The sequence below is a fragment of the Rhodococcus sp. MT28 genome (assembly GCF_058792695.1).
The window spans coordinates 687623-711434 of sequence record NZ_JBXAFD010000003.1 but is presented as its reverse complement, the minus strand read 5'-3'; the positions used below and the strand labels follow the sequence as shown (position 1 = coordinate 711434).

The window sequence follows — 23812 nt, the reverse complement described above, 5'->3', positions numbered from 1 at the left end:
GTGTGAAACCCTGACGAGGTGGTTATGAACAAGAGTGAACTGAGCACGTTCGCGTCCAGCCTGAAGTTCGAACTCGATCCATTCCAGGTGAAGGCATGCGTTGCGCTCGAAGCGGGCCACGGCGTCCTTGTCTGCGCGCCGACCGGTGCAGGCAAGACCGTGGTCGGCGAGTTCGCTGTCCATCTGGCTCTGGCGGCGGGCCGCAAGTGTTTCTACACGACGCCGATCAAAGCGTTGAGCAATCAGAAGTACGCCGAACTCGTCGAGCGGTACGGCCCCGGCGAAGTCGGTCTGCTGACGGGTGATTCGAGTATCAACTCTGACGCACCGGTGGTCGTCATGACCACCGAAGTCCTGCGGAACATGCTCTACGCCAACTCCGAGGCACTGCGCGGGCTTTCGCACGTCGTCATGGACGAAGTGCATTACCTGGCCGACCGGTTCCGTGGGGCGGTGTGGGAGGAAGTGATCCTGCACCTGTCCGAGGACGTACGCCTGGTGAGTTTGTCGGCGACCGTGAGCAATGCCGAAGAATTCGGTGCCTGGATGGAAACCGTCCGCGGCGACACCACTGTGGTCGTGGACGAGACTCGGCCGATCCCGCTGTGGCAGCACATCATGGTCGGTAGGCGAATCTTCGATCTCTTCGACAGTCGTAGTCATCCTGCTGCCGGGCCGAAGACCGTGCTCGTCGACCAGGATCTGGTTCGCCACGTCAAGCAGCGTCAGGCTCTCGAACGCGTCGAGAGCTGGCAGCCGCGTGGCCGCGGACGACGCGGCAGCTACCAGAGTTCCAACGATTTCCGGCCCTTGCCACGACCTGACGTCATCGCTCAGCTCGATCAGTCCGGACTGCTCCCGGCCATCACTTTCATCTTCAGCCGCGCCGGTTGTGATGCGGCTCTTGCACAGTGCCTGCGGTCCAGACTGGATCTCACTTCGCCGGAGCAGGTCCGCGAGATCGACACCATCATCGAGAAACACACCGGGGAACTACCCGAAGAGGATCTCGAAGTTCTCGGATATCGGGACTGGTGCAAGGCACTACGACGCGGACTGGCATCTCACCATGCCGGCATGCTGCCGGCATTCCGCCAGACAGTCGAGGAACTGTTCGTCAAGGGGCTCGTGCGGGCGGTCTTCGCGACCGAGACGCTGGCCCTCGGCATCAACATGCCGGCACGCACGGTGGTGCTCGAACGTCTGGTCAAGTACAACGGTGAATCGCACGCCGAACTGACGCCGGGGGAGTACACGCAGCTGACGGGTCGGGCCGGCCGACGCGGCATCGACGTCGAAGGCCACGCTGTGGTCCTGTGGCAGCCCGGGGTCGAGCCGACGGATGTCGCCGGTTTGGCGTCGACACGGACGTTCCCGCTCCGCAGTTCGTTCCGCCCCTCGTACAACATGTCGATCAATCTCGTCGAACGCATGGGCGCGGCGGATTCACGGAAGCTGCTCGAACGTTCCTTCGCGCAGTTCCAAGCGGATCGCTCGGTGGTCGGCCTGGTGCGTGGCATCGAGCGGAACGAAGAAGCACTGAAGGGTTTGCAGGAGAAACTCGGCGGTGCGGACGGCGAATACTTCGAATACGCGTCGTTGCGTGAGCGGCTCAGTGCGCGCGAGCGCGCGCTCGAACGTAAGGGCCGCGAAGACCGACGCGGAGATGCGGTGGAGTCCCTCCGTGCACTCGCCCGCGGTGACGTGATCGCAATTCCCATCGGTCGTCATTCCGGGGTGGCAGTGGTCCTCGTCCCGGACAACGATCCGAAGGACCCGCGTCCGCTGGTTCTGACGGCCGATCAGTGGGCCGGCCGACTCTCCTCGGGTGATTTCCCGGAAGCAGCCGACGTTCTGGGAAAGATGCGACTGCCCAAGCATGTCGATCACCACACCGCGCGGATCCGGCGCGATCTGGCCTCGGCGTTGCGTAGTACCGGGATCAGTGCCCCCCGGCGAAAGAAGCGCCACAAGGCGGGCGCATCCGAAGATGCCGAGGTCGCTACTTTGCGACGTGCTATTCGCTCGCATCCGTGCCATAGCTGGCCCGATCGTGAACATCTGAGCCGGATCGGTGAGCGCTACAACCGGCTGGCCAGGGAAACGCAGTCGATGAGGGAAAAGGCTGCGGCCACCACCAACTCGTTGGCGCGGACGTTCGACCGCATCATTGCGCTACTCAAAGAGCGTGAGTACATGACTGCCGAAGCAGCGCCCGAAGTCACCGAATCCGGACGACGACTCAGCCGCATCTACTCGGAAAGCGACCTTCTGGTCGCCGAATGCCTGCGGACGGGGGCGTGGACAGGTCTCAGCCCGGCCGAGTTGGCGGCCGTCGTGTCCTCGGTGGTCTACGAATCACGTCGGGACGGGGACACCGTGGATCGGGTGCCGACAGCGGCGCTTCGTCACGCACTCAACGACACTCAACGATTGTGGAGCGAACTGCGGTCGGACGAGATTCGCCACAAGCTGCCGCCGACGCGGGAACCGGATCTCGGATTCGTCACTGCCGTTTATCACTGGGCGAGCGAAAACTCGCTTGTCGACGCACTGATCGCGGCTGGAGTGCAGGGTCGTGCGCTGTCTGCGGGTGACTTTGTACGTTGGTGTCGTCAGGTGATCGATCTCCTCGATCAGGTCCGCCTGACTTCGACGGATGCCGACGTCGCGAAGACTGCGGCGCGGGCGGTAGCTGCAATTCGTCGCGGGGTAGTTGCTGTCGACGCAGCATGACCGCAACTATGTGGTTTGATTCGCAGACTGGTATTTCGAGTGGGAGGCGAACATGAGCGGGCCTTACGGACCGAACGATCCGAATCGGCAATGGGGTCCTGGTGATCAGCAGCAGCCGAACGAGCAGCAGTGGGGGCAGAATCCTCAGCAGCCGGGCGGACAACAGCAGCCTGGTCAGCAGCCCGGCCAGCAACAGCCGTGGGGTCAGCCTGGTCAAACACCGCAGCCCGGTCAGCAGCCCGGCCAGCAACAGCCGTGGGGACAACCTGCCTACGGCCAGCCGGGTGGTCAGCCTGCGTACGGTCAGCCGCAGCAACCTGGACAAGGACAACCCGGCCAGCAACAGCCGTGGGGACAACCCCAGCAACAACCTCCCGCACAGCCGTGGGGTCAGCCCGGGCAACAGCAGTCACCTGACGCAACCCAGGCGTGGGGTCAGCCTCCGGCTGCCGCACCGCAGCAGGCGTGGGGCGCCACGGCCCCCGGGCAGACTCCGGGACAGCAGAACCAGTGGAACCAGGCTCAGCCGTTCCCGAGTCCCGGTGCGCCCGGAAACCAGTCGGGTAAGTCGAAGAAGCCCCTGATCTTCGGTGCGATCGGCGTTCTCGTCGTTCTTGCCGCTGTCGTGGTGGCCCTGGTGTTCGGAGTCTTCGGCAAGAACACACTCGATCAGAGCGCGGCTCAGGCCGGCGTCGAGAAGATCGTCACCGAGTCCTACGGGGCGAAGAACGTGAGCAACGTTCAGTGCCCCGCGGACCAGGAAGTCAAGTCAGGCAACAAGTTCACCTGCACGCTTTCGATCGCGGGTGTGAAGTCGAACGTGACCGTGACGTTTGTCGACGACAACGGCACGTACGAGGTCAGCCGCCCGAGCTGACGCCCTATTGGTCGGAACGGCCTGCCGCCGCAGCCTCGAGCGCGGCGGCAAGCCGGCCGGCCGAGCGCTCGATGTTCAGCGAGGCCGCCACTTCCTCGAAGCGGACGGGATCGACGGGGGTCGCCGGGAGTCGGTCGTCCTTCGAGAACTGAACGTCCGCGTCGCGAACTACTCGTACGACCGGCAACGCAGCATCAAGGTAAGCCATTGCCTCAGGTGAGGTCAGTTTTGCGCGAATCCCCTTGGCCATATCCGATTCAGGATCAGCTGCGGCCGCCCGAAGTCCGGCCAACGAGCCGTAACGGAGCATCAGTGTCGACGCAGTCTTCTCACCGACACCTTTGATGCCGGGTAGACCGTCGGAGGCGTCTCCGCGCAGTACCGCGAGTTCGGCGTAAGCTTCGCCCGCACGGTCACCGGGTACTCCGTACTTCTCCGCAACCTCGACCGGTCCGAAGAGTTCCGCCTTGGACAGGCCACGGCCCACGTACAGGACACGGACGGGCACGTACTCGTCTGTGACGACCTGCAGTAGGTCTCGGTCACCACTGACGACGACGGTGAGATCTTCGCGCTCGGTGGCGGCAAGCGTTCCCAGTACGTCGTCGGCTTCGAGTCCGACTGCACCCGCCGTCGCGATACCCGCTGCAGCGAGCACGTCCATGATCATGTCGACCTGAGGCGTCAACGTGTCCGGAACTTCTTCGGACGCACCGTCAGAGCCTTCCTCGACGCGATGCGCTTTGTACGTCGGGACTGCATCGACGCGGAACTGCGGTCGCCAGTCCAAGTCCAGGCACACGGCGAGACGACTCGGCTGGTGTTTGGTGATCAGGGACGCCACCATGTCGGTGAAACCGCGCACCGCGTTGACAGGTCTTCCGTCGGGATCGACGAATGACTCGGGCAGCGCGTAGAACGCACGAAACCACAGGCTGGCACCGTCGAGGAGAAGCAATGGCCCACTCATGGTCACCATCCTGCCAGTCGGCACTAACCTGTAAGCCATGACGTCTCCAGCCGAACAGGATTCCCGATTCTCCAGCGCCGTGTACGGCGCACGTATCGCTCGCGCCGCGGAGTTGGCTCGATCAGCAGGACTCGACGGTCTGGTGGTGACTCCAGGTCCGGATCTTCGGTACCTGACAGGTTCTCGGGCTGACTCGTTCGAGCGCTTGACCGCGTTGGTCATCGCCGCGGACACGGCGAAGGCGTCCGTCGTACTTCCTCGGTTGGAGTTGGCGTCGCTGAAGGAATCGGCAGTGGGCGATCTCGGGTTGACCGTCCTCGACTGGGTCGACGGTGTCGACCCGTATGCGATTGTGGCGGCGCAACTCCCGACCGGCGCGAAGGTTGCGGTGACGGATGCGATGCCTGCGCTGCATCTGATCCCGCTCGCAGACACCTTGGGCGCGTTGCCGATTCTCGCCACCGGCGTCTTGCGCGAATTGCGGATGGTCAAGGACGGCGCCGAGATCGAGGCATTGCGGCGAGCCGGTGCGGCCATCGACCGTGTTCACGCCCGCATGGCCGAGTTCTTGGTCGTCGGACGTACGGAAGCTGAAGTAGGCGAAGCGATTTCGGCGGCGATTCTCGAAGAGGGGCATACCGAGGCCGCGTTCGTGATTGTCGGTTCGGGCCCGCACGGCGCCGATCCGCATCACGAGGTTTCGGACCGGGTGATCGAGAGGGGCGATATCGTGGTCATCGATATCGGCGGACCGGTCGAGCCCGGATACAACTCGGACTCCACTCGCACGTACAGCATGGGGCAGCCGTCCGCGGAGGTTGCCGCACAGTTCGCGGTACTCGAGGCGGCGCAGCAGGCTGCGGTCGATTCGGTGCGGCCAGGAGTCTCCGCAGAATCCGTGGACGTTGCAGCCCGCGAAGTGCTTGCCGCACAAGGGCTTGCAGAGGTATTCGTTCACCGCACCGGTCACGGTATCGGGCTGTCCGTGCACGAGGAGCCGTACATCGTCGAGGGCAACACCATCGAACTCGTCGAAGGTATGGCCTTCAGCATCGAACCGGGAATCTACTTCCGCGGCAGTTGGGGTGCCCGTATCGAGGACATCGTCGTCGTGACCGCCGACGGTTGCGAGTCGTTCAACAACCGTCCGCACGGCCTGACTGTCCTCGCCTGATCAGCTTTTCTTGAACGCAGCGGACCCGAGTATGCGTGTGACGTCGATTTCGATGACCACGCGCGCGGGATTGACCCGTGGCTGGCGGTACCGCTCGGCATAGCGCCGAACGGCGTCGGCCACGGAGTCCGCGTCGGTGAGCACGCGTGCCGGCCCCTCGAGCGTGAGCCAGCGGCCACCGTCGACCGAACTGACGGCGGCGTATCCGCCACGCGCTGCGTTGATCGCCTTCTGTGAGCCACCGCTGGTGATCACGCGCGCTTTTCCGGCTTCCTGGTCCCAGGTGAACCCGACGGCAACGACGTGTGGGGTGCCGTTCGGACGCAACGTCGTGAGTGTCGCGAGGTGGTATTCACCGACGAACTTCAGCCCGTCTTCGGTGAGAGTCTGCTGTGACGATGGCGTGGTGGAGGGGGTGAGCGTCATGCCACGACGGTAATCCAGGACACTGGAGCGGTGACTGCGGGTGCGAACGTGAATGACATCGAGACGGTACTGCTCCTCGGCGGACGAAGTGAGATCGGCCTCGAGATCGGGGTCAGGCTCGCGCCGGGCCGCAACATCGTTCTGGCTGCCAGACGCAGCGGAGAGCTGTCGGAGCAGGAGCAGATGCTCAAAAACGCCGGCGCTGTCGACGTCTCCACCGTCGAGTTCGACGCCGACGCTGTCGACACGCACGGAGACCTCCTGGGCGCCGTAGTCGCCGAGCACGGTCGGATTTCGATTGCAGTGCTGGCCTTCGGGATTCTCGGCGATCAGGCGCGTGCCGAAACCGACGCGGCGCATGCGGTCGCGGTGGTGCACACCGACTACGTGGCTCAGGTCAGCATCCTCACGCACCTCGCGGAGATCATGCGCCGACAGGGAACCGGAAAGATCGTGGTGTTCTCGTCCGTCGCCGGCGTTCGGGTTCGCCGCGCCAACTACGTCTACGGGAGCGCAAAGGCCGGCTTGGAGGGTTTTGCCAGCGGTCTGGGCGACGCGCTGCACGGTTCGGGCGTGCAGTTGATGCTGGTACGGCCAGGGTTCGTCATCGGGAAGATGACCGAGGGAATGTCGCCTGCCCCGATGTCGAGCACTCCGTCGCAGGTCGCGGACGCCGTCGTGCGGGGACTGAACTCCGGGGCGACGCGTGTGTGGGTACCGCGAGTTCTGCAGCCGGTGTTCTTCGTCATGCGGCTTCTGCCTCAGACGATCTGGCGCCGGATGCCGCGATGACCACACACCCGGTGGTGATCGTCGGCATCGGCGCCGACGGCTGGGATGGGCTGTCCGAGAGCGCAAAGGGCGCAATCCTGGGCGCGGAGGTCCTGATGGGGTCGCCGCGCCAATTGGACTTGGTCCCGGCGACACATCTCGGGGCACGGCGTGCGCCCACCAGGCTGACCTGGCCGTCTCCGATGATTCCGGCGTTGCCGTCGATGTTCGCCGAGAACGCGGACCGCAGAGTATGCGTGCTCGCCAGCGGTGACCCGATGTTCCACGGTCTCGGTGTCACATTGGTCAGGCTGCTCGGCGCGGACAACGTGCGAGTGATCTCCCACCCGTCGTCGGTGGCGTTGGCGAGCGCGCGAATGGGATGGGCATCGGCCGAGATCGACGTCGTGAGCCTGGTCAACCGAGACTCGGCGACAGTATTGGCTTCCGTGACTTCTGGTGCGCGACTGCTGGTGTTGAGCAACGGGCGCTCGACACCGGGGGAGGTGGCACGTCTGTTGTCCGGCGCGGGCTTCGGTCGATCGATCGTGACCGTGCTGGCCCAGCTGGGCGGGGCCGGGGAATCGCGGACCGTCATGGTCGCAGACGAGTGGGATCACGCGGACGAGGACGTGGACGCGTTGAACGTTCTGGCCGTCGAGTGCATCGCGGCCGATCCTCTCTTGCGGCTGACTCGAATCCCGGGGCTACCGGATGCTGCTTTTGTCGGCGACGGTCAGATGACCAAGCAGGAGATCCGTGCGTTGACGTTGTGCGCGCTTGCCCCGGCGCCGGGAGAACACCTCTGGGACGTGGGCGGTGGGTCGGGAACCGTCGCCATCGAGTGGATGCGAACTCACCCACGTTGCACTGCAACAATATTCGAGAAGGTGGCGAGCCGCGTGTCGCAGATCGGTGCCAATGCACTCAATCTCGGCGTGCCCGCGTTGAACGTGAAAGGGGCCGCGCCGGAGGCGTTTGCGGACGAAACTCGACGTCCCGATGCGGTGTTCGTCGGCGGCGGCGTCACGCAACCGGGAATGCTCGAAGCGTGCTGGGAGCAGTTGAGCGTGGGTGGTCGTCTGGTCGCGAACGCCGTGACCGCCGAGTCCGAATCGTTGCTGCTCGGCTGGATGAGTCGCCATGGTGGGACGCTTCGACGCTTTCAGGTGCAGCGCGCCGAGCCGTTGGGAATGTTCAACGTTTGGCGACCGCAACTTCCGGTGGTCCAATGGTCCGTCACAAAACGTCAGCCGTCTGCAGGCGCAGACACAGATACGCCGGAGGAATCCACACAATGACCGTTCATTTCATCGGTGCGGGTCCCGGTGCGGCAGATCTGATCACTGTCCGCGCGCAACGGATCATCGCTGCGAGCCCTGTGTGCTTGTACGCAGGCAGCCTTGTTCCAGCGGAGTTGCTCGAGTGGTGCCCGGTCGGAGCTCAGGTCGTGGACACTGCTCGGCTGAGCCTGGACGAGATCACCGCGATTCTTGTCGAAGCGGATTCCGCTGGGCTGGACGTCGCGCGTTTGCATTCCGGTGATCCGTCGATCTTCAGTGCAGTGGCAGAGCAAGCTCGTCGCCTGGACGCCGCAGGAGTCGATTTCGACATGATTCCCGGTGTTCCTGCATTTACCGCGGCTGCAGCCGCGCTGGGGCGCGAGCTGACTGTCCCAGGCGTCTCGCAGACCATTGTTCTCACCCGAGTCTCCACCTTGTCGACGGCGATGCCGGAGGGCGAGGATCTGCGGTCCCTCGGCCGCAGCGGCGCGACGATGGTGATTCACCTCGGCGCTCATCGCATCGAACAGATCGCATCCGAGTTGGCCGACAATTACGGCGAGGACTGCCCGGTCGCGGTGGTCGCCTTCGCCTCACGGCCCGAGGAGATCGTTGTTCGAGGCACTTTGAAGACGATCGTCGAACTTGTTCATGCGGCCGGCATCACGAAGACGGCCGTCGTGATCGTCGGCCGAGTGTTGACTGCGGAGGGGTTTCCGGACAGCTACCTCTACTCGGCAGCGCGCGAGAGAAGCACACACTGACCTCGACAGGTACTCGTCGTCGCGTGCTCCTGCTCGGCGGCACAGGCGAAGGTCGAGTGATCGCTTCTCGCTTGGCCGGTTCAGCCGACCTCGAGGTTGTCACATCGCTGGCCGGCCGGGTTCGTGATCCTCGATGGCCGGAGGGGGAAGTGCGTATCGGCGGGTTCGGGGGAGCCGAAGGGCTGTCGGAGTGGTTGTCGGCCAATGATATTCGTGCAGTGCTCGACGCCACGCATCCGTTTGCCGCTCGCATCACCCAGAATGCGTTCGAAGCGTGCCTTGCGAATTCCGTGCCGTACGCCATGTACCGACGCCCGCCCTGGCACGAGCAACCCGGTGACACTTGGCTTCCGGCACGCGATCTCGATCACGCCGCAGAGTTGGTGCCGACGGTCGGCTCACGCGCTTTTCTGACGATCGGGAGGCAAGGAGTTTCGGCGTTCGACCGCGTGAAGAGCGTCTCGTTTCTCGTCCGCTCGATCGATCCGCCTTCGGGGACATTGCCGCCTCACGCGCAATTGCTGCTCGCACGTGGTCCATTCGACATCGAAGCGGAAGTCGATCTGATGCGAACTCACAGCATCGACGTCGTGATCACCAAGAACAGTGGCGGCGAGCAGACGTACGCAAAGATCGCTGCAGCCAGGCAATTGTCGATCCCGGTGATCGTCGTCGAACGACCACCGATCCCGGCGACCGTCCCGGCATTCGATACCGAAGCCGAGGCGATGGACTGGCTCACGGCTTTCGGTCGTGGAACGGCGCTGTGAGGCCGACATCGCGTTCGCTTCAGGTTCGTCTAAGGTTCCGTGACCATACTGGAGGGATGTTGGGATTTTTCGACGCCGCACTGCGGGACCGCGCATGAGAGTGTCGGTTCCCGGAATGAGCCGTCGAAAACCATCGGGAATTCACGTGCGGACGCTCCATGCTCGCGTGAAATTGCTGACTGCAGGCCTGGTGGCGATCGCGGTGATCGTGTCGGCGTCGGCGGTGTACATAGTGTTCAACGCGTATTTGCAAGGCAACGTCGATCGGCAACTCGAGCGCACGAGTGACGCGATCACCGACACCGTCAATTTCGGCGGTGTCACACCGGTTCTGGGATTGACGGCCGGCGCGGATACAGCGGTCATCCAGGCAGTGGGGCTTCTCACTGCCGACGGCGCCTTGGTGACGGCGACTCCCGGTCTGCCGCCGTTCAGTACGAGCGCAGACGCCATCAGGTCGATCGCAGACGGCAATTCGTCGCAGACAATCGCGACCGTCGATGCGTATCGAATTCTTGTCGAGCCCTCGGTTGCGGGCCAGACTTTGGTTGTCGCGCAATCCCTGGGGCCGACGCGTTCAGTACTCAAGCGACTGGCAGTGGTGTTGGCGGCACTCGGGGCGGCCGGAATCGCCCTAGCTTACGCGGCCGGAGATGCTGTGGCACGCACAGGATTACGGCCGATCGCGCGACTTACTGCGGCGACGCGGCGGGTCGCCGAAACGGATGATCTTGCGCCGATCCCGGTGACCGGTGACGACGAGTTGGCGTCGTTGACAGTCAGTTTCAATCGGATGCTCGGGACGTTGTCGGAATCGCGGGCACGCCAGAGAAGTCTGATCACCGAAGCGGGCCAGGACCTTCTGGCTCCTTTGACTGCACTTCGCACCAATATCGAGTTGTTGATGTCTTTCGATACCAAGTCCGGCGCGATTTCCGAGGCGGATGCAACGCAGCTGCGTGAGGAAATCACCGACCAGATGATGGAGTTGACGCTCCTCGTCGGAGAGTTGGTGGACCGTGCGCGGGTTGACGAAAGCACGTTGGGGAGAGGAGATTCCCTCTAAATCGGACGTCTGACCAGCGACTTTGTTGCATTCGTAATTGAAGCAATGGAAGGAGCGCTGGTAATGTGGGGCAATTGTGAAGTTTTTGGGTATAGCTGGAATGTGGCGCGAACCGTGGGGTTTGCTGGGCGGGGGCCTTTGGAGGACGAGAGGGATTCAGTGGTCAAGCAAGCACGCGCCGAGCTGACTCGGCAGCAAATCGTTGCCGGCGCGGCCGCGCAGTTCGAGAAGACTGGTTACGGCAGCACCAGCATGGCCGACATAGTCTCGGGGGCCGGTACTACCAAGGGCGCGTTGTATTTCCATTTCGCGTCGAAGGACGAGCTCGCGCAATTCATCATTGCCGAACAGCATCGGCTCTCGATCGAGTCGGTGCAGGCGATTTCCGCGACGGGCAAGGACCCGTTGGAACAGATGATCATGCTCACGCACGAAATGGCACGCCAGATTGTCGACGAGCCGATCGTTCGCGCGGGCATTCGCCTCACGCTGGAACTGAGCACGTACGAGGGGCCGGTGGAACCGTACGCCGAATGGATCTCGGCAATCACCGATCTCACCGCCAGAGCTCAGGCGGAAGGTGAAATCCGAAAATCGGTCAGCGCAGAATCGTTCGGCAGGTTCATGCCCTCGGCATTCACGGGGGTACAGCTGGTTTCGAACGTCCTCACCCGACGCTCGGATCTTCCGGATCGTGTCGACGAGATGTGGCAGATCCTGCTTCCGGGAATCGTCAGCGACGAACTTTCCGGTGACATCGAGCGCCTCGTCAAGTCGCGGTGGACTCCGGCGGCGGCGTAGCCTGCGGGACATGGCCGTCACGCGGATAGTTTCGGATCTGTCGAGTAGCTCGCTCGAGGCCGCGCAGCGCTTCTACACCGAAGTGCTGGGCCTCGAAGTTGTCATGGATCACGGGTGGATCGTGACGTTGGCTTCGCCGACGGATCCGTCATTGCAGATCAGCGTCATGACGCACGACGCTCATGCGCCCGTAGTACCGGACGTCTCCGTCGAGGTGGATGATCTCGACGCGGCGTACGAGGCCGCGGTGCAGCGCGGCGACACCATCGTCTATCCCGTCACCGAGGAGCCGTGGGGTGTCCGCAGGTTCTTCGCTGCCGACCCCGACGGCCACGTGATCAACATCCTCAGCCACCGACGCGAGCAATGATGGCGTCCCGCCCGGGCGGGCTGACGTACCTCGAGGTGGGCGCAACGTCAGGCGTTCTCCCCGCCGGCTATCACCACGTTCACGAGAGCGCGACGGTCGGATCCGGACGGGAGGATTTCGAGGTTGCCGCTCGAACCGTCGCGAATTGGGGAATGCACCGCGGAGCCGGACTGGCCGTACGGACGGCAGCCCCGACCGCCGTGGCGGGTCAGGATGCGACCTTCGGACTCGGTCCGGTAACTATCCCCGTTCGGATCGTCTATGTCGTAGACGAACCCAATCGCAAGGGCTTCGCGTACGGAACCCGCGCGGGCCACCCCGAATGCGGGGAGGAATTGTTTGTCGTCCAGTTCGACAAGGCCAGCCAAGCGGTACGTATCGAGATCGTTGCGTTCTCCAAGCCCGGAACGTGGTGGGTGCGTCTCGGCGCTCCGATCGGACGTCGAGTACAGGCGTTTGTCACGCGCCGCTACATCCGTGCCGTCCGCCAGAGCGTCGCCCGATCGCGGGTCTGACCCGTTGTAGGCGTCAATTCAATCCAGCGTACGAATGCAATCCCGACACGACGTAGTTGATCGCAAACATGTTGAAAAGCATGGTGGCGAGCGCAGCAACATTGATCCATGCCGCACGCATGTTCTTCAACCCGGCGGTAGCGCGCGCATGGAGGTACGCGGCATAGAGAACCCAGGAGATGAACGAGACCGTCTCCTTGGGGTCCCAGCCCCAGAAACGTCCCCACGCGGCCTCCGCCCAGATCGCCCCGCAGATCACCCCGATGCTGAACAACGGGAACCCGACGACCGTTGTTCGGTAGGCCACGCGGTCAAGCAATTCGGATGACGGCAGTCGTGCCGCAATCCAACGCAACGCGCGTTTCTTCGACTGCGGGCCCACCTCGGCAATCATGAAAAGTGCGCTGACCGAACTTGCGAACGTAAGGATGCCGGAGGCGGCGACGATGATCGTGACGTGCACGCCGATCCAGTACGAACGAAGAGCGGGTACGACCGGCGCTGCCTCGGCATACATGCTTGCGGCGGCGACGAACAGAAGCACCACGGTGGGTGACAGAACGAAGATGGTCAACGATCGAATCGGGTACCGCCGCAGAATGACCAGCCAGCATGCCACCAATGCCGCGCTGAGGAAAAGCGCGTACTCGTAGAGGTTTCCGAGAGGCCATCGGTGCGTCGAGATGCCGCGAAGTGCAAGCGCGGTGACGTTGAGGACCAGGGCGACGACGATGAGAGACATGGCAGCGCGACCCGCACGATGAGCGCGGGTTCGATTCGGCAGCAATGCGATCCGGCCGGGCAATGCAGGATTCGATGCACTTCCGGCATGTGCGAGTGCCGGTCGCACCGTGGCAGAGAGGGGTGTGCTGGAGAAGTCGACGACGGAAAGAACCAGGGCGAGAACGTAAATCGCGAAAGACGACGCGAAGGCGTAGTCGCTGTACTGCGCGAGAACTGGATCGACCGACATCAGACTCCTCATAACGACCGGTTGGTTGTCATTTGGAATCTACTACACACGATCGTAGAACTGGCAGGGCCGTCTGTCGGATCAGTGGCCCGGAAAATGATTGGACGAGCTTCGGTTGGGGTTGATAGCTTGTGCGAGACCGTGACAACACGCCAGGAGGTGAGACCCATGAACGCTGTAACCATGTGGGTGCTCCCACTCGTGTTCACGGATCGGCGATTGACGTAGGTGTCGCCGGGAGCGCCTCGAGTAGGCAATCCCGAAAGGTAACACCATGCAATCCAATTCTCAGACCATCGAATTCACTTCCGAGACAACGTCGAACGGTGTCATCGAACGCCATTTCATTCTGGACGACATCACCGGTGTGCTCTGGTCACCCGCGTCCGGATCTGTCGAATCACCCCTTCTGCTGTCCGGGCACTCCGGCGGCATGCACAAGAAGGCACCAGGACTGGTTGCCAGCGCACTCCACAGTGCGAGCTCCCACGGGTTCACAGTCGCCGCGATCGACGCGCCCGGACACGGCGACCGCCCGCGGAACACACAGGACGAACAGTGGGTCGAGGCGATCCACCAGGCTAGGGCGGCCCACGAGCCGATCGCCCCGATCGTCGTCGAGTACAACCGATCGTTGGCGGAGCGTGCAGTGCCGGAATGGCAGGCGACCATCGACGCTCTGCAAACGCTGCCCGACGTCAACGCCGACGCTCCGATCGGCTTCGGCGGCGTGTCGCTAGGGGTCGTGACCGGGCTCATGTTGGCCCCGGTCGAATCCAGGATCGCTGCCGTGAGCTTCGGGGGAGTTTTTGTGGACGACTCCCTCATCGAAGCGGCACGAAAGCTCGCGGTCCCGGTCGAGTACCGGATCCCTTGGGACGACAAGGATTACGACCGCACGTCGGGGATAGCGTTGTTCGATGCCTTCGGCTCGAAGGAGAAGACGCTGCACGCCTACTCGGGCAGGCACTATCCGGTGCCCGACTACGAGCGAGACAGTTCGGCTCGGTTCTTCGCCCGCCACCTCGGCGGGAGCGGTGGCGCTCCTGTGAGCTGACGTGAACTCGTATCGGCGTCCGGCCTGTGTCGGACGCCGATACGATCTCGATCCTTCGCTCGCTAGTAGCCGTCCAGCTTGGCCATTTTTGCTGAGGCGCGCGAGGGTGCGCGCAAGCATGGCCCTCGACCGGGGGTGCTTACAGCTCGAGGTGCAGTGCCCGTGGAATAAGGGGCCAGAGTGTTCGATAGCGACAAGTGGTCCTTACGGTCCGCCGGGCGGAACGAACTTGTTCGTGATCCAGTTCGATGCTTCGATCTCGTCGAGGGTTGTCCGGAGACTTCGGTGGCTAATGCTCGTGCTGTGCCGAGTGTCCGGTCAATACCGAACATCGAACAAGACTGGAAACTTTCTCGTGTCCGACCTGAGGCGACGACATGTCTTTCAACCGCGCATTTCCAGCCATGCGTCGACTAACCGTCCGATACCTGACCCGGGGGCGGTATTTGAGTGGGCCGATATCGCACGGCGACTGCACCCGACTGGAACTCGTGGCGGTCGACGAGTTCGAGTTGGATGCGCTCGTGCAGACCGGCGAGCAACGTCGGTCCGTGTCCGGCGAGGACCGGTTGCACAACGAACTCGTACTCGTCGATCAGTCCCAGGTCTGCCAATGCCAGGGGGAGTGTCACGCCGCCAACCCACAGACCTTCGCCGGGTTGCTCCTTGAGCCGTTGAATCGCTGACCCCAAGTCGCCTTGCACGAGTTCGGCATTCCAATCGACCCCGCTCAGCGTGTTCGACACGACGTACTTCTTCGCCCGGTCCATGGCCTGGGCGAACGGGATCTCCCACTCGTCCATCCAGTCGGGCCACGCCCCCGTTGCGGGCCGCCGCCACGCCGACTCCATCATCTCGTAGGTCACCCGGCCGAACAGCAAGGCATCGGCTCGTTCCATCTGAGCGGTCCAGTAGCGCATCGACTCCTCGTCGGGTGGGAGCCCCGCCTCGTGATGGCAGCAGCCGTCGAGTGTGACGTTGATCGAGTATCGAAGTGGTCTCATCTCGTTGTTCTCCCCTGATAGGCGCAGAGTGACAGCACCGGACCGTACTCAGACTACTGCCGGGCCGTCGGTGTAGATCAGGTTCGGGACCTGGAGTCACGCGGGGGTCGACCGAACAGTAACCAGACGAGCGCACCGAGTACAGGCACCGCGATCACCAATGCCGACCACCAGAATTTGCCGCCCGAGCGTTCGAAGTCAGTGCGCACGATCGCCACGAGCGCGCTAATCGTGATGAAGATCCAGGCAAGAACGAAGGCGGTGAAGGTGATGTCCATCCAAAGCGGAATGGTGGGGTTGTGGGTCGATTCGTTCACGCTTCCAGACCACTTTCGACGACTGTGCCTTGATGAAATATCACGGTCCACCGATTCTCGGTGAACCGCCAGATGGATGATCGCTCGGTAACTCGTTGCGCTTGCGCCAGCCGGTAAGTCACCAGATACGTGTCAGGTGCAATCCGGCTCAGCGCGGGTCGGTCAACCCTCCATCCGAGTTCGGCCGCGTCGTTCACTTCGCCGCGGAGTCGCCGGGTCTCGACTACGGACTGCACGTAGTCGCGGGTGTATCGCGCACCGGAGGCTCCGATTTCCCGGAACTCCGGGTCGACGACCGCATCGAACTCGTCTCGTGACATCGCTACTCGAGTTCGGTGAAACAGAGGTTCGAACTCCATCAACTCGTCGAGGATCGGGCGCAACTCGTGCGGAGTCGTCACGACTGCTCCGAGAACTGCGCCCTCATCTCGATACCTATCTCCGCGTGGCGCAGGAGGAAGGCCTTCTCGTCATACCCCTTGCGCCGCAACCAGAGAGTGACCTCGCTGTTGCATTTGCTCGCATTGCACGAGCGGCACGCCGGTGCGATGTTGTCGAGTGTGTAGCGCCCACCGCGGGAGATCGCCAGCACGCAGTCACGTTGCGGCGACTCGTCCGGCTCGCCGCAGTACGCGCAGCCACCCCAGGCCGCTTTGAGCGCGGACCACTGCTCGACGGACAGGTCGTGCTCCATCAGATCCATTCGGCGTTTCCGTTTACGCGCGTATCTGGCTTTCCGGGTCCGGTTGACGGGCATGAGGCCATGCTATCGCCGTGCGGCGTTCACTCCGGGTAGCGCCGCGGGGTGAACACCTGACGGCCCGAACCGGTTTCGACGACGGTTGTCATCGACGAACCGACGATGAGCAGCGTCCGCATGTCGATCTCGGAAGGCTCGAGCTCGCCGAGGGTCACGACGCGAACTGATTCCTCGGCACCGGCAACATCGCGCCCGATGACGACGGGAGTCTCGGGGGAGCGGTGCTCGAGCACGAGGTCCTTCATGGCTTGGACCTGCCACGTCCGGGACTTGGACGCCGGGTTGTAGACCGCAAATGCCATGTCCGCGGATGCAACTGCCGAGATACGGCGCGCGACGACATCCCACGGCTTGAGGCGATCAGACAACGAGAGCACCGCGTAGTCGTGCCCGAGGGGAGCGCCGACGCGACTGGCGACAGCGTTTGCCGCCGTCATGCCGGGAAGGATGCGGACCGGCACCCCGCGCCACTGGTCTTCGGCGGCAACTTCGAGAACTGCTGCAGCCATGGCGAATACGCCGGGATCTCCCGATGAGACGACAGCTACACGGGCGCCGTTCTTCGCCAGGTCCAACGCCATCGCGGCGCGTTCCGCTTCGACGCGGTTGTCGCTGGAATGGCGACGCTGGCCCGGACGCGTCGGCACGCGATCGACGTACGGGCCGTAGCCGACGAGGTCGGTTGCCAACGAAAGCTCATGCGCCACTTCGGGTGTGGTCCAGGCGGTGTCGCCCGGCCCGAGTCCGACCACGACCACCTCGCCGCGAGACTCGGCTGCGGGTCGAGGGTTGTTCGACGGGCTCGGAACGATGGCGATCGAGAAGTACGGAACTCCGTCCGGGTCGACCTCGGCAGCGGATTCGACGCGTTGACGTGTGGTGCTCGCGCGCTCGACGTAGTGAGCTTCATCCAAGCGGCCGGAATCCTCGAGCGATTGGAGGACCGGTGGGAAGGTACGTCCGAGCTTGAGGATGGCCGCGGCGTCGGTTTCCTTGAGCCGCCTGGTCAGCTCGGCCTGCGGCAACGTTCCGGGCAGGATCGTGAGGATCTCTTCACCCTCGACCAGCGGCTTTCCGAGTGCAGCAGATGCCGCGCTGACGGAGGTGACGCCGGGAATCACTTCGGCGTCGAAGCGATCGGCCAGTCTCTTGTGCATGTGCATGTAGGAGCTGTAGAAGAGCGGATCGCCGGCGGCGAGCAACGCGACGGTTCGACCGGCCGCGAGGTGAACTGCCAGCCGTTCGGCAGCTGCTTCGTAGAACTCGTCCATCGCGCCCTGGTATCCGCCGGGATGATCAACGGTCTCGGTGGTCACGGGGTAGACGAGGTGTTCTTCGATCTGTCCTTCGCGCATGTACGGCGCTGCAACTCCGCGGGAGATGCTCTTGCCGTGCCGCGCGGAGTGGAACGCAACCACATCGGCCTCGCCGATGACGCGGGCTGCCTTGACGGTCACTAATTCGGGATCGCCGGGGCCGATACCGACACCCCAGAGCTTGCCTGCACTCATTCGACTTCGCTCGCAATCGCATTGACGACGGCCGCGGTGATCGCGCTGCCGCCGCGTCGGCCGCGGAGAACGAGATGATCGATCCCGCTGGCGTGTTCGATGAGGGCTTCCTTCGACTCGGCAGCGCCGATGAAGCCGACCGGACCTCCGACGATGGCGGCCGGACGGGGTGCGCCGGCTTCGATGAGGTTCAGGAGATGGAACAGTGCGGTGGGTGCGTTTCCGATCGCGACAACAGCGCCCTCGAGCTTGGCTCCCCACAGTTCGAGAGCAGCCGCCGAGCGAGTGTTGTCGATGGTCGACGCCAGCACGGGAACCCGCGGATCGCCGAGGGTGCAGATGACGTCGTTGCCGGCGGGCAGACGCTTGCGCGTGATGCCGGCAGCCACCATCTGGGCGTCGCAGAAAATCGGCGCGCCGTCGCGCAGAGCTGCGCGCGCAGCCGAGACGACACCGGGTGTGAAGGCGACGTCGTCGACGAGATCGACCTGGCCACTTGCATGAATCATGCGCACTACAGCTTGCGAGACATCCGCCGGGAAACGGCTCAGGTCGGCTTCGGCCCGAATGGTGGCAAAGGACTGGCGATAGATTTCCGCGCCGTCACGGATGTACTCGATCATGTGCCACACGATAGAGGCATCACCGATCGGGCGGATTCACCCGGTAACCGTCACCCGTCGCGATCACATCCGCTACGTCCCCGCGGGGACGTCCACAACTGCGGTCGCACCCGGCCCAGTGCTGGCGCCCGACAACGGGAAGTTCTGCCTGCTCGACGGCGGTGATCGCGTCGGCGCGCACATCGGCGAGCGACTTCTCGCATCCCGGACTTCCGGTGCAGGCGGTGACCTCGAGCCACGGTGAGTTCTCGTCGAAGATCAACCCCATGGGTGCCAGCACCCGGACTACCTGCTCGGCTGCCCATTCGTCGAGGTCGAAGATATGCACCGATCGCCACGGTGTCACGACGACGGGCTTGTCGACGGCTGCGAGGAACTCGGCCAGCCGAGCGTCGAGCAGTCCGAATCGCAGGCCGCCGCCCAGAGCTACGGTCCCGTCGCGCTGCTCGAGCCAGCCGATAGTAGGCCGTGCATCCGGCGTGAGGTCCGCAGCACCGGTGGACTCGGCGCTCAGACCCAGCTGCTCGAGGGTGCGTTCGATTCCGTCCGGAACCTCGGCCAGGCGCCAGTGCTTGTCGCGGACGTCGAGGAATGATCGAGCCGCCTCGAGGAGCAATTCGACGGCGTCGTCCGCCTGGACGAGATGAGTGGTGTGGTGACCGGCGAGCACCAGTGAATGCTCGGTGGCGCTGCGCGCATGGAGTCCGAAATCGCCCCGTAGCCCGGTGATGTCTCCGCGCCCGTCGTCGAGGGTGAACAGGGTTCGCCCTGGCAGATCTGCCAATGCTTGATCCGCTTGGATCGCCGAATCGAGACGGTGGACCAGTTCACGAATGTCGGCGACGCCCCCGATACGGCCGGACAGTGGGGACGCGAGGATGTTGCGCACTCGTTCGTGCGTCGCGGACGGCAGCAGACCGGCCGAAGCGATACGCGCCGCGAAGGCTTCGGGGTCCGAGACCGAGCGCAGTTGTACGTTGCCCCTCGAGGTGAGTTCCATCTGCCCGTTGCCGAGATCGCGCGCTGCGTCGGCGAGCGTCTGCAATTGGACCGGGGTGAGGAGTCCGCCGGGTAGGCGCACGCGTGCCAGTGCGCCGTCGGCGGCGTGGTGAACTTGCAGTGCACCCGGGCACGCGTCTGGCTGTGAACGGTCCGTGGGCATGGCTCCAGGGTACGACCTGTCATGAGTGCCTTCTGCGGACCGGTAGCATCACCACCACCAGTGACGGCAGTTGAGGAAACCGGTGAGAGTCCGGTGCGGTCGCGCCACTGTGAGTGTTGCTCGAGCGGGACGTGTTTCCGCTCGGAAACACGAGTCAGACCCTCAACCGCCGTCGATGACAGATCTGTGCCACGGGGCGCGAAACCCCAGGAAGGCTTCACCCGTGATTCTTCTGCTCTCCACGTCCGACACCGATCTGCTGAGCGCCCGCGCCAGCCAGGAAGCCGGCGACGGCGTCTCCTATCGCTGGGCCAACCCCTCACGCTTGCTGGTCTCGGAGGACTTGCCGCCCTTGCTCGACGGCGTCGACCTCGTGATCGTTCGTATCCTCGGTAGCCGTCGCAGCTGGGAAGACGGCCTGGACATGGTCCTCGCCTCCGGACTCCCCGTAGTCGTTCTCGGCGGCGAGCACGCGCCGGACGCCGACCTCATGGAGTGCTCGACGGTTTCCGCCGGTGTCGCTGCCGAGGCTCACAACTACCTGGCCGAGGGTGGCGCACAGAATCTGGCACAGCTGCACCACTTCCTGTCCGACACCGTCCTGCTCACCGGCCACGGGTTCGAACCGCCGGCCCACCTGCCTTCCTGGGGCATCGCTGATTTCGCGCCCGATCTCGACTCGGCGAGCGGTCCGGTCATCGCAGTTCTGTACTACCGCGCCCAGCATTTGGCCGGAAACACCCGGTACATCCAGGCGTTGTGCGACGCGGTCGCCGAGGCCGGTGGCACCGCGCTGCCGATCTACTGCGCATCTCTGCGAACCGCAGAAGCCGAACTTCTGAGCACGCTCCGCCGCGCCGACGCCATGGTCGTGACAGTTCTTGCTGCCGGTGGCACGAAGCCCGCGACCGCGTCCGCCGGTGGCGACGACGAAGCCTGGGATGTCGCCGCACTCGCTGCGCTCGACGTCCCCATCCTGCAGGGCCTGTGCCTGACCAGTAGCCGCGCCACCTGGGACGAGAACGACGACGGACTGTCGCCTCTCGACGTCGCGACCCAGGTCGCGGTGCCGGAATTCGACGGCCGCATCATTACCGTCCCGTTCTCCTTCAAGGAAATCGACTCCGACGGACTGTCCACGTACGTCCCCGACGTCGAGCGCGCTGCCCGTGTCGCCGGGATCGCGGTCCGTCACGGCAAGCTGCGCCACATTCCCACCACCGAGCGTCGCGTTGCTCTGATGCTCTCGGCGTACCCGACCAAGCATGCCCGCATCGGCAACGCCGTCGGTCTCGATACTCCGGCGAGCGCAATCGACCTGCTCACCGAAATGCGTTCTGCCGGTTACGATCTCGGTCCGGTCGACGGTCCGGACGCAGTTCCCGGCCTGGCGGCGAAGGACGGCGACGCGCTGATCCATGCCCTGATCGCGGCCGGCGGCCAGGATCCCGACTGGCTCACTGCCGAGCAGCTCGAGGGCAATCCGATCCGCATCTCGGCAGCGAAGTACCGCGAATGGTTCGCCACCCTGCCCGAGGAACTGCGCAGCGGCGTCGAAGAGCATTGGGGCGCAGCGCCCGGAGAGCTGTACGTCGACCGCTCGCAGGATCCGGACGGCGAAATCGTCATCGCGGCACTGCGATTCAACAACATCGTGCTCATGGTCCAGCCGCCCCGTGGATTCGGCGAAAAGCCCGTCGCTATCTACCACGATCCGGATCTGCCGCCAAGCCATCACTACCTCGCGGCCTACCGCTGGATCGCGGCGACGCCTGATGCTGGCGGATTCGGCGCCGACGCCGTTGTACACCTCGGCAAGCACGGCAACCTCGAATGGTTGCCCGGCAAGACACTCGGCATGTCGAGCAACTGCGGCACCGACGCGGCCCTGGGCGACCTGCCGCTGATCTACCCGTTCCTCGTCAACGACCCGGGTGAAGGAACACAGGCAAAGCGTCGCGCCCACGCGACTCTCGTCGATCACCTGATCCCGCCGATGGCCCGCGCCGAAAGCTACGGCGACATCTCCCGTCTCGAGCAACTGCTCGACGAGCACTCCAACATCTCCGCACTGGACCCGTCCAAGCTGCCGGCCATTCGCCAGCAGATCTGGACGCTGATGCGGGCAGCCAAGATGGACCACGACCTCGGCCTCGCGGAGCGTCCCGAAGAAGACGTGTTCGACGACATGCTCCTGCACGTCGACGGTTGGCTGTGTGAGATCAAGGACGTCCAGATCCGCGACGGCCTGCACATTCTCGGCCGCGCACCCGAGGGCGACGCCGAAATCGAACTGGTCCTGGCCATGCTCCGTGCCCGTCAGATGTGGGGCGGCGAACAGAGCGTCCCTGGTCTGCGCGAAGCTCTCGGGCTCAGCGAAGACGGCGACGAGTCCCGCAACCGTGTCGACGACGTCGAGGAAAAGGCGCACGCTCTGGTTCGCGGCATGTACGACGCCGACTGGAACCCCGCTGCGGCAGAACAACTCAGCGACGACGAGACCGTCGTGAAGATCCTTCAGTTCGCGGCCACCGAAGTGATTCCACGCCTCCGACAGACGAACAACGAGATCAAGCAGGTCCTGCACGCGCTCGACGGCGGCTTCATCGCCGCCGGCCCGAGTGGGTCACCGCTGCGCGGCCTGATCAACGTGCTTCCCACCGGTCGTAACTTCTACTCCGTCGATCCCAAGGCAGTTCCCTCACGACTGGCGTGGGAGACCGGTCAGGCGATGGCCGAGTCGCTCGCCGCTCGATATCTCGCCGATCACGGCGAGTACCCGCGCTCGGTGGGTCTGTCCGTGTGGGGTACCGCCGCCATGCGTACCTCCGGCGACGACATCGCCGAAGTGTTCGCGCTCCTCGGTGTTCGCCCTGTCTGGGACGAAGCAAGCCGACGCGTGGTCAACCTCGAGGTCATCGATCTCGAAGAGCTCGGCCGCCCGCGCATCGACGTCACCGTCCGCATCTCCGGATTCTTCCGTGATGCGTTCCCGCACGTGCTCGCACTGCTCGACGACGCTGTTCAGTTGGTCGCCGCATTGGACGAGACGGACGAGCAGAACTACGTGCGCGCCCACGCGCAGGCCGACCTTGCCGAGCACGGCGATGCCAGGCGTGCGACCACTCGCATCTTCGGTTCGAAGCCCGGAACCTACGGCGCCGGCCTGCTGCAACTCATCGACTCCAAGACCTGGCGCGGTGACGACGACCTCGCCGAGGTGTACACCAACTGGGGCGGCTTCGCGTACGGCCGTGGGCTCGACGGAATCCCGGCAGCCGACGACATGCGCAGTGCATACCGTCGAATCAACGTGGCGGCCAAGAACACCGACACGCGTGAGCACGACATCGCCGATTCGGACGACTACTTCCAGTACCACGGCGGCATGGTTGCCACCGTGCGCGCGCTGACCGGAAAGTCGCCCGAGGCATATATCGGCGACAGCACTCGACCGGAATCGGTTCGCACACGCACACTTTCGGAAGAGACCGCACGTGTCTTCCGGGCGCGCGTGGTCAATCCCCGCTGGCTCGACGCGATGCGCCGTCACGGGTACAAGGGTGCGTTCGAGATGGCGGCCACGGTCGACTACCTCTTCGGGTACGACGCCACCACAAACGTGGTCGCGGACTGGATGTACGAAAAGCTCGCCGAGACCTACGTTCTGGACGAGCAGAACCAGAAGTTCATGACGCAGTCCAACCCGTGGGCCTTGCACGGAATCGCCGAGCGGCTCCTCGAAGCCGCCGAGCGCAACATGTGGGAGCACCCCGAGCAGAAGACACTCGACGGCTTGCGTCAGGTGTACCTCGAAACCGAAGGCGAACTCGAGGGGGAGTAAACCTCGAGAATCACCGGCAGGTCCGGGCGCTGAAGTGT

23 protein-coding genes and 1 riboswitch are annotated in these 23812 nt (G+C 64.0%); of the genes, 13 read left to right on the top strand and 10 right to left on the bottom strand.

What is annotated here, in order from left to right; all coding sequences use genetic code 11:
• The first annotated feature begins 24 nt into the window (after nt 1-24).
• Both AC1Q6C_RS15895 and AC1Q6C_RS15890 read left to right on the top strand, forming a co-directional pair.
• On the top strand, nt 25-2736 hold the full coding sequence (locus AC1Q6C_RS15895) for a DEAD/DEAH box helicase (RefSeq protein ID WP_003944907.1): 2712 nt from the start codon (nt 25-27) through the stop codon (nt 2734-2736).
• 52 nt (nt 2737-2788) lie between these two features.
• Nucleotides 2789-3613 (top strand): DUF4333 domain-containing protein, encoded by an 825-nt coding sequence (locus AC1Q6C_RS15890; protein ID WP_003944884.1) that lies wholly within the window; start codon nt 2789-2791, stop codon nt 3611-3613.
• 4 nt (nt 3614-3617) lie between these two features.
• On the opposite strand, the gene AC1Q6C_RS15885 is transcribed toward AC1Q6C_RS15890, so the two are convergent.
• Nucleotides 3618-4583 (bottom strand): 5'-3' exonuclease, encoded by a 966-nt coding sequence (locus AC1Q6C_RS15885; RefSeq protein WP_058226780.1) that lies wholly within the window; start codon nt 4581-4583, stop codon nt 3618-3620.
• A 37-nt stretch (nt 4584-4620) separates the two neighbouring features.
• Here AC1Q6C_RS15885 and AC1Q6C_RS15880 point away from each other — a divergent pair, with 37 nt between their 5' ends.
• On the top strand, nt 4621-5757 hold the full coding sequence (locus tag AC1Q6C_RS15880) for a M24 family metallopeptidase (protein ID WP_003944794.1): 1137 nt from the start codon (nt 4621-4623) through the stop codon (nt 5755-5757).
• Here the strand turns inward: AC1Q6C_RS15880 and AC1Q6C_RS15875 are convergent, their stop codons facing one another.
• Nucleotides 5758-6183 (bottom strand): PPOX class F420-dependent oxidoreductase, encoded by a 426-nt coding sequence (locus tag AC1Q6C_RS15875; RefSeq protein WP_007729859.1) that lies wholly within the window; start codon nt 6181-6183, stop codon nt 5758-5760.
• A 30-nt stretch (nt 6184-6213) separates the two neighbouring features.
• Between AC1Q6C_RS15875 and dprE2 the strand changes: the two genes are divergently transcribed.
• The 8 genes from dprE2 to AC1Q6C_RS15835 all read left to right on the top strand — a co-directional run bounded on the left by dprE2 (nt 6214) and on the right by AC1Q6C_RS15835 (nt 12523).
• Nucleotides 6214-6975 carry a decaprenylphospho-beta-D-erythro-pentofuranosid-2-ulose 2-reductase gene (gene dprE2, locus AC1Q6C_RS15870; protein ID WP_058226715.1) on the top strand — a complete coding sequence of 254 codons (762 nt, stop codon included), beginning with the start codon at nt 6214-6216 and terminating at the stop codon, nt 6973-6975.
• Nucleotides 6972-8255: a bifunctional cobalt-precorrin-7 (C(5))-methyltransferase/cobalt-precorrin-6B (C(15))-methyltransferase gene (locus tag AC1Q6C_RS15865; protein WP_065455759.1), complete on the top strand. Its 1284-nt coding sequence runs from the start codon at nt 6972-6974 to the stop codon at nt 8253-8255. The genes dprE2 and AC1Q6C_RS15865 overlap by 4 nt, the downstream gene beginning before the upstream one ends.
• Entirely contained in the window at nt 8252-9001 is a 750-nt protein-coding gene (gene cobM, locus AC1Q6C_RS15860) for a precorrin-4 C(11)-methyltransferase (protein WP_003944967.1), read from the top strand. Before AC1Q6C_RS15865 ends, cobM begins: the two co-directional genes overlap by 4 nt.
• A 23-nt stretch (nt 9002-9024) precedes the next feature.
• On the top strand, nt 9025-9771 hold the full coding sequence (locus AC1Q6C_RS15855; RefSeq protein WP_065455758.1) for a cobalt-precorrin-6A reductase: 747 nt from the start codon (nt 9025-9027) through the stop codon (nt 9769-9771).
• Between the two features lie 166 nt (nt 9772-9937).
• Entirely contained in the window at nt 9938-10837 is a 900-nt protein-coding gene (locus AC1Q6C_RS15850; protein WP_225320034.1) for a HAMP domain-containing protein, read from the top strand.
• Between the two features lie 159 nt (nt 10838-10996).
• Complete coding sequence (locus tag AC1Q6C_RS15845) at nt 10997-11638, top strand: ScbR family autoregulator-binding transcription factor (protein WP_019748499.1); 642 nt, start codon at nt 10997-10999, stop codon at nt 11636-11638.
• 10 nt (nt 11639-11648) lie between these two features.
• Nucleotides 11649-12008, top strand: coding sequence for a VOC family protein (locus tag AC1Q6C_RS15840; protein ID WP_019748498.1), 360 nt, complete (start codon nt 11649-11651; stop codon nt 12006-12008).
• A complete protein-coding gene (locus AC1Q6C_RS15835; RefSeq protein ID WP_492666699.1) occupies nt 12008-12523 on the top strand; it encodes a DUF1990 domain-containing protein in 516 nt (171 codons plus the stop codon). Before AC1Q6C_RS15840 ends, AC1Q6C_RS15835 begins: the two co-directional genes overlap by 1 nt.
• A 13-nt stretch (nt 12524-12536) precedes the next feature.
• On the opposite strand, the gene ccsB is transcribed toward AC1Q6C_RS15835, so the two are convergent.
• On the bottom strand, nt 12537-13496 hold the full coding sequence (gene ccsB / locus AC1Q6C_RS15830) for a c-type cytochrome biogenesis protein CcsB (protein ID WP_007729846.1): 960 nt from the start codon (nt 13494-13496) through the stop codon (nt 12537-12539).
• A 274-nt stretch (nt 13497-13770) separates the two neighbouring features.
• Here ccsB and AC1Q6C_RS15825 point away from each other — a divergent pair, with 274 nt between their 5' ends.
• Nucleotides 13771-14553, top strand: coding sequence for an alpha/beta hydrolase family protein (locus AC1Q6C_RS15825; RefSeq protein WP_492666698.1), 783 nt, complete (start codon nt 13771-13773; stop codon nt 14551-14553).
• A 413-nt stretch (nt 14554-14966) separates the two neighbouring features.
• Here the strand turns inward: AC1Q6C_RS15825 and AC1Q6C_RS15820 are convergent, their stop codons facing one another.
• The 7 genes from AC1Q6C_RS15820 to cobG all read right to left on the bottom strand — a co-directional run bounded on the left by AC1Q6C_RS15820 (nt 14967) and on the right by cobG (nt 19930).
• The gene (locus tag AC1Q6C_RS15820) at nt 14967-15557 is read right to left on the bottom strand and encodes a dihydrofolate reductase family protein (RefSeq protein ID WP_492666697.1); all 591 of its coding nucleotides are present in this window, start codon (nt 15555-15557) and stop codon (nt 14967-14969) included.
• 77 nt (nt 15558-15634) lie between these two features.
• Nucleotides 15635-15874, bottom strand: coding sequence for a PLDc N-terminal domain-containing protein (locus tag AC1Q6C_RS15815; protein ID WP_054188254.1), 240 nt, complete (start codon nt 15872-15874; stop codon nt 15635-15637).
• On the bottom strand, nt 15871-16275 hold the full coding sequence (locus AC1Q6C_RS15810; protein WP_474337486.1) for a nuclear transport factor 2 family protein: 405 nt from the start codon (nt 16273-16275) through the stop codon (nt 15871-15873). The genes AC1Q6C_RS15815 and AC1Q6C_RS15810 overlap by 4 nt, the downstream gene beginning before the upstream one ends.
• Nucleotides 16272-16631: an HNH endonuclease gene (locus AC1Q6C_RS15805; RefSeq protein WP_492666696.1), complete on the bottom strand. Its 360-nt coding sequence runs from the start codon at nt 16629-16631 to the stop codon at nt 16272-16274. The genes AC1Q6C_RS15810 and AC1Q6C_RS15805 overlap by 4 nt, the downstream gene beginning before the upstream one ends.
• 26 nt (nt 16632-16657) lie before the next feature.
• On the bottom strand, nt 16658-18145 hold the full coding sequence (cobJ, locus tag AC1Q6C_RS15800; protein ID WP_492666695.1) for a precorrin-3B C(17)-methyltransferase: 1488 nt from the start codon (nt 18143-18145) through the stop codon (nt 16658-16660).
• Nucleotides 18142-18768 (bottom strand): precorrin-8X methylmutase, encoded by a 627-nt coding sequence (locus tag AC1Q6C_RS15795; RefSeq protein WP_007729839.1) that lies wholly within the window; start codon nt 18766-18768, stop codon nt 18142-18144. Before AC1Q6C_RS15795 ends, cobJ begins: the two co-directional genes overlap by 4 nt.
• 19 nt (nt 18769-18787) lie before the next feature.
• On the bottom strand, nt 18788-19930 hold the full coding sequence (gene cobG / locus AC1Q6C_RS15790; RefSeq protein ID WP_341514317.1) for a precorrin-3B synthase: 1143 nt from the start codon (nt 19928-19930) through the stop codon (nt 18788-18790).
• 51 nt (nt 19931-19981) lie between these two features.
• A riboswitch (cobalamin riboswitch) is annotated at nt 19982-20114 on the top strand.
• A 39-nt stretch (nt 20115-20153) separates the two neighbouring features.
• On the opposite strand from cobG, the gene AC1Q6C_RS15785 reads away from it, so the two are divergent.
• The gene (locus tag AC1Q6C_RS15785) at nt 20154-23774 is read left to right on the top strand and encodes a cobaltochelatase subunit CobN (RefSeq protein WP_341514316.1); all 3621 of its coding nucleotides are present in this window, start codon (nt 20154-20156) and stop codon (nt 23772-23774) included.
• The last annotated feature ends 38 nt before the right edge of the window (nt 23775-23812 follow it).

Coding starts and splice junctions, on each gene's coding strand:
- AC1Q6C_RS15840 (WP_019748498.1), top strand. CDS start 11,649: ATGGCCGTCACGCGGATAGTTTCGGATCTGTCGAGTAGCTCGCTCGAG.
- cobM (WP_003944967.1), top strand. CDS start 8,252: ATGACCGTTCATTTCATCGGTGCGGGTCCCGGTGCGGCAGATCTGATC.
- AC1Q6C_RS15880 (WP_003944794.1), top strand. CDS start 4,621: ATGACGTCTCCAGCCGAACAGGATTCCCGATTCTCCAGCGCCGTGTAC.
- AC1Q6C_RS15875 (WP_007729859.1), bottom strand. CDS start 6,183: ATGACGCTCACCCCCTCCACCACGCCATCGTCACAGCAGACTCTCACC.
- ccsB (WP_007729846.1), bottom strand. CDS start 13,496: ATGTCGGTCGATCCAGTTCTCGCGCAGTACAGCGACTACGCCTTCGCG.
- AC1Q6C_RS15795 (WP_007729839.1), bottom strand. CDS start 18,768: ATGATCGAGTACATCCGTGACGGCGCGGAAATCTATCGCCAGTCCTTT.
- cobJ (WP_492666695.1), bottom strand. CDS start 18,145: ATGAGTGCAGGCAAGCTCTGGGGTGTCGGTATCGGCCCCGGCGATCCC.
- AC1Q6C_RS15825 (WP_492666698.1), top strand. CDS start 13,771: ATGCAATCCAATTCTCAGACCATCGAATTCACTTCCGAGACAACGTCG.
- AC1Q6C_RS15865 (WP_065455759.1), top strand. CDS start 6,972: ATGACCACACACCCGGTGGTGATCGTCGGCATCGGCGCCGACGGCTGG.
- AC1Q6C_RS15820 (WP_492666697.1), bottom strand. CDS start 15,557: ATGAGACCACTTCGATACTCGATCAACGTCACACTCGACGGCTGCTGC.
- AC1Q6C_RS15835 (WP_492666699.1), top strand. CDS start 12,008: ATGGCGTCCCGCCCGGGCGGGCTGACGTACCTCGAGGTGGGCGCAACG.
- AC1Q6C_RS15890 (WP_003944884.1), top strand. CDS start 2,789: ATGAGCGGGCCTTACGGACCGAACGATCCGAATCGGCAATGGGGTCCT.
- AC1Q6C_RS15885 (WP_058226780.1), bottom strand. CDS start 4,583: ATGAGTGGGCCATTGCTTCTCCTCGACGGTGCCAGCCTGTGGTTTCGT.
- AC1Q6C_RS15895 (WP_003944907.1), top strand. CDS start 25: ATGAACAAGAGTGAACTGAGCACGTTCGCGTCCAGCCTGAAGTTCGAA.
- cobG (WP_341514317.1), bottom strand. CDS start 19,930: ATGCCCACGGACCGTTCACAGCCAGACGCGTGCCCGGGTGCACTGCAA.
- AC1Q6C_RS15805 (WP_492666696.1), bottom strand. CDS start 16,631: ATGCCCGTCAACCGGACCCGGAAAGCCAGATACGCGCGTAAACGGAAA.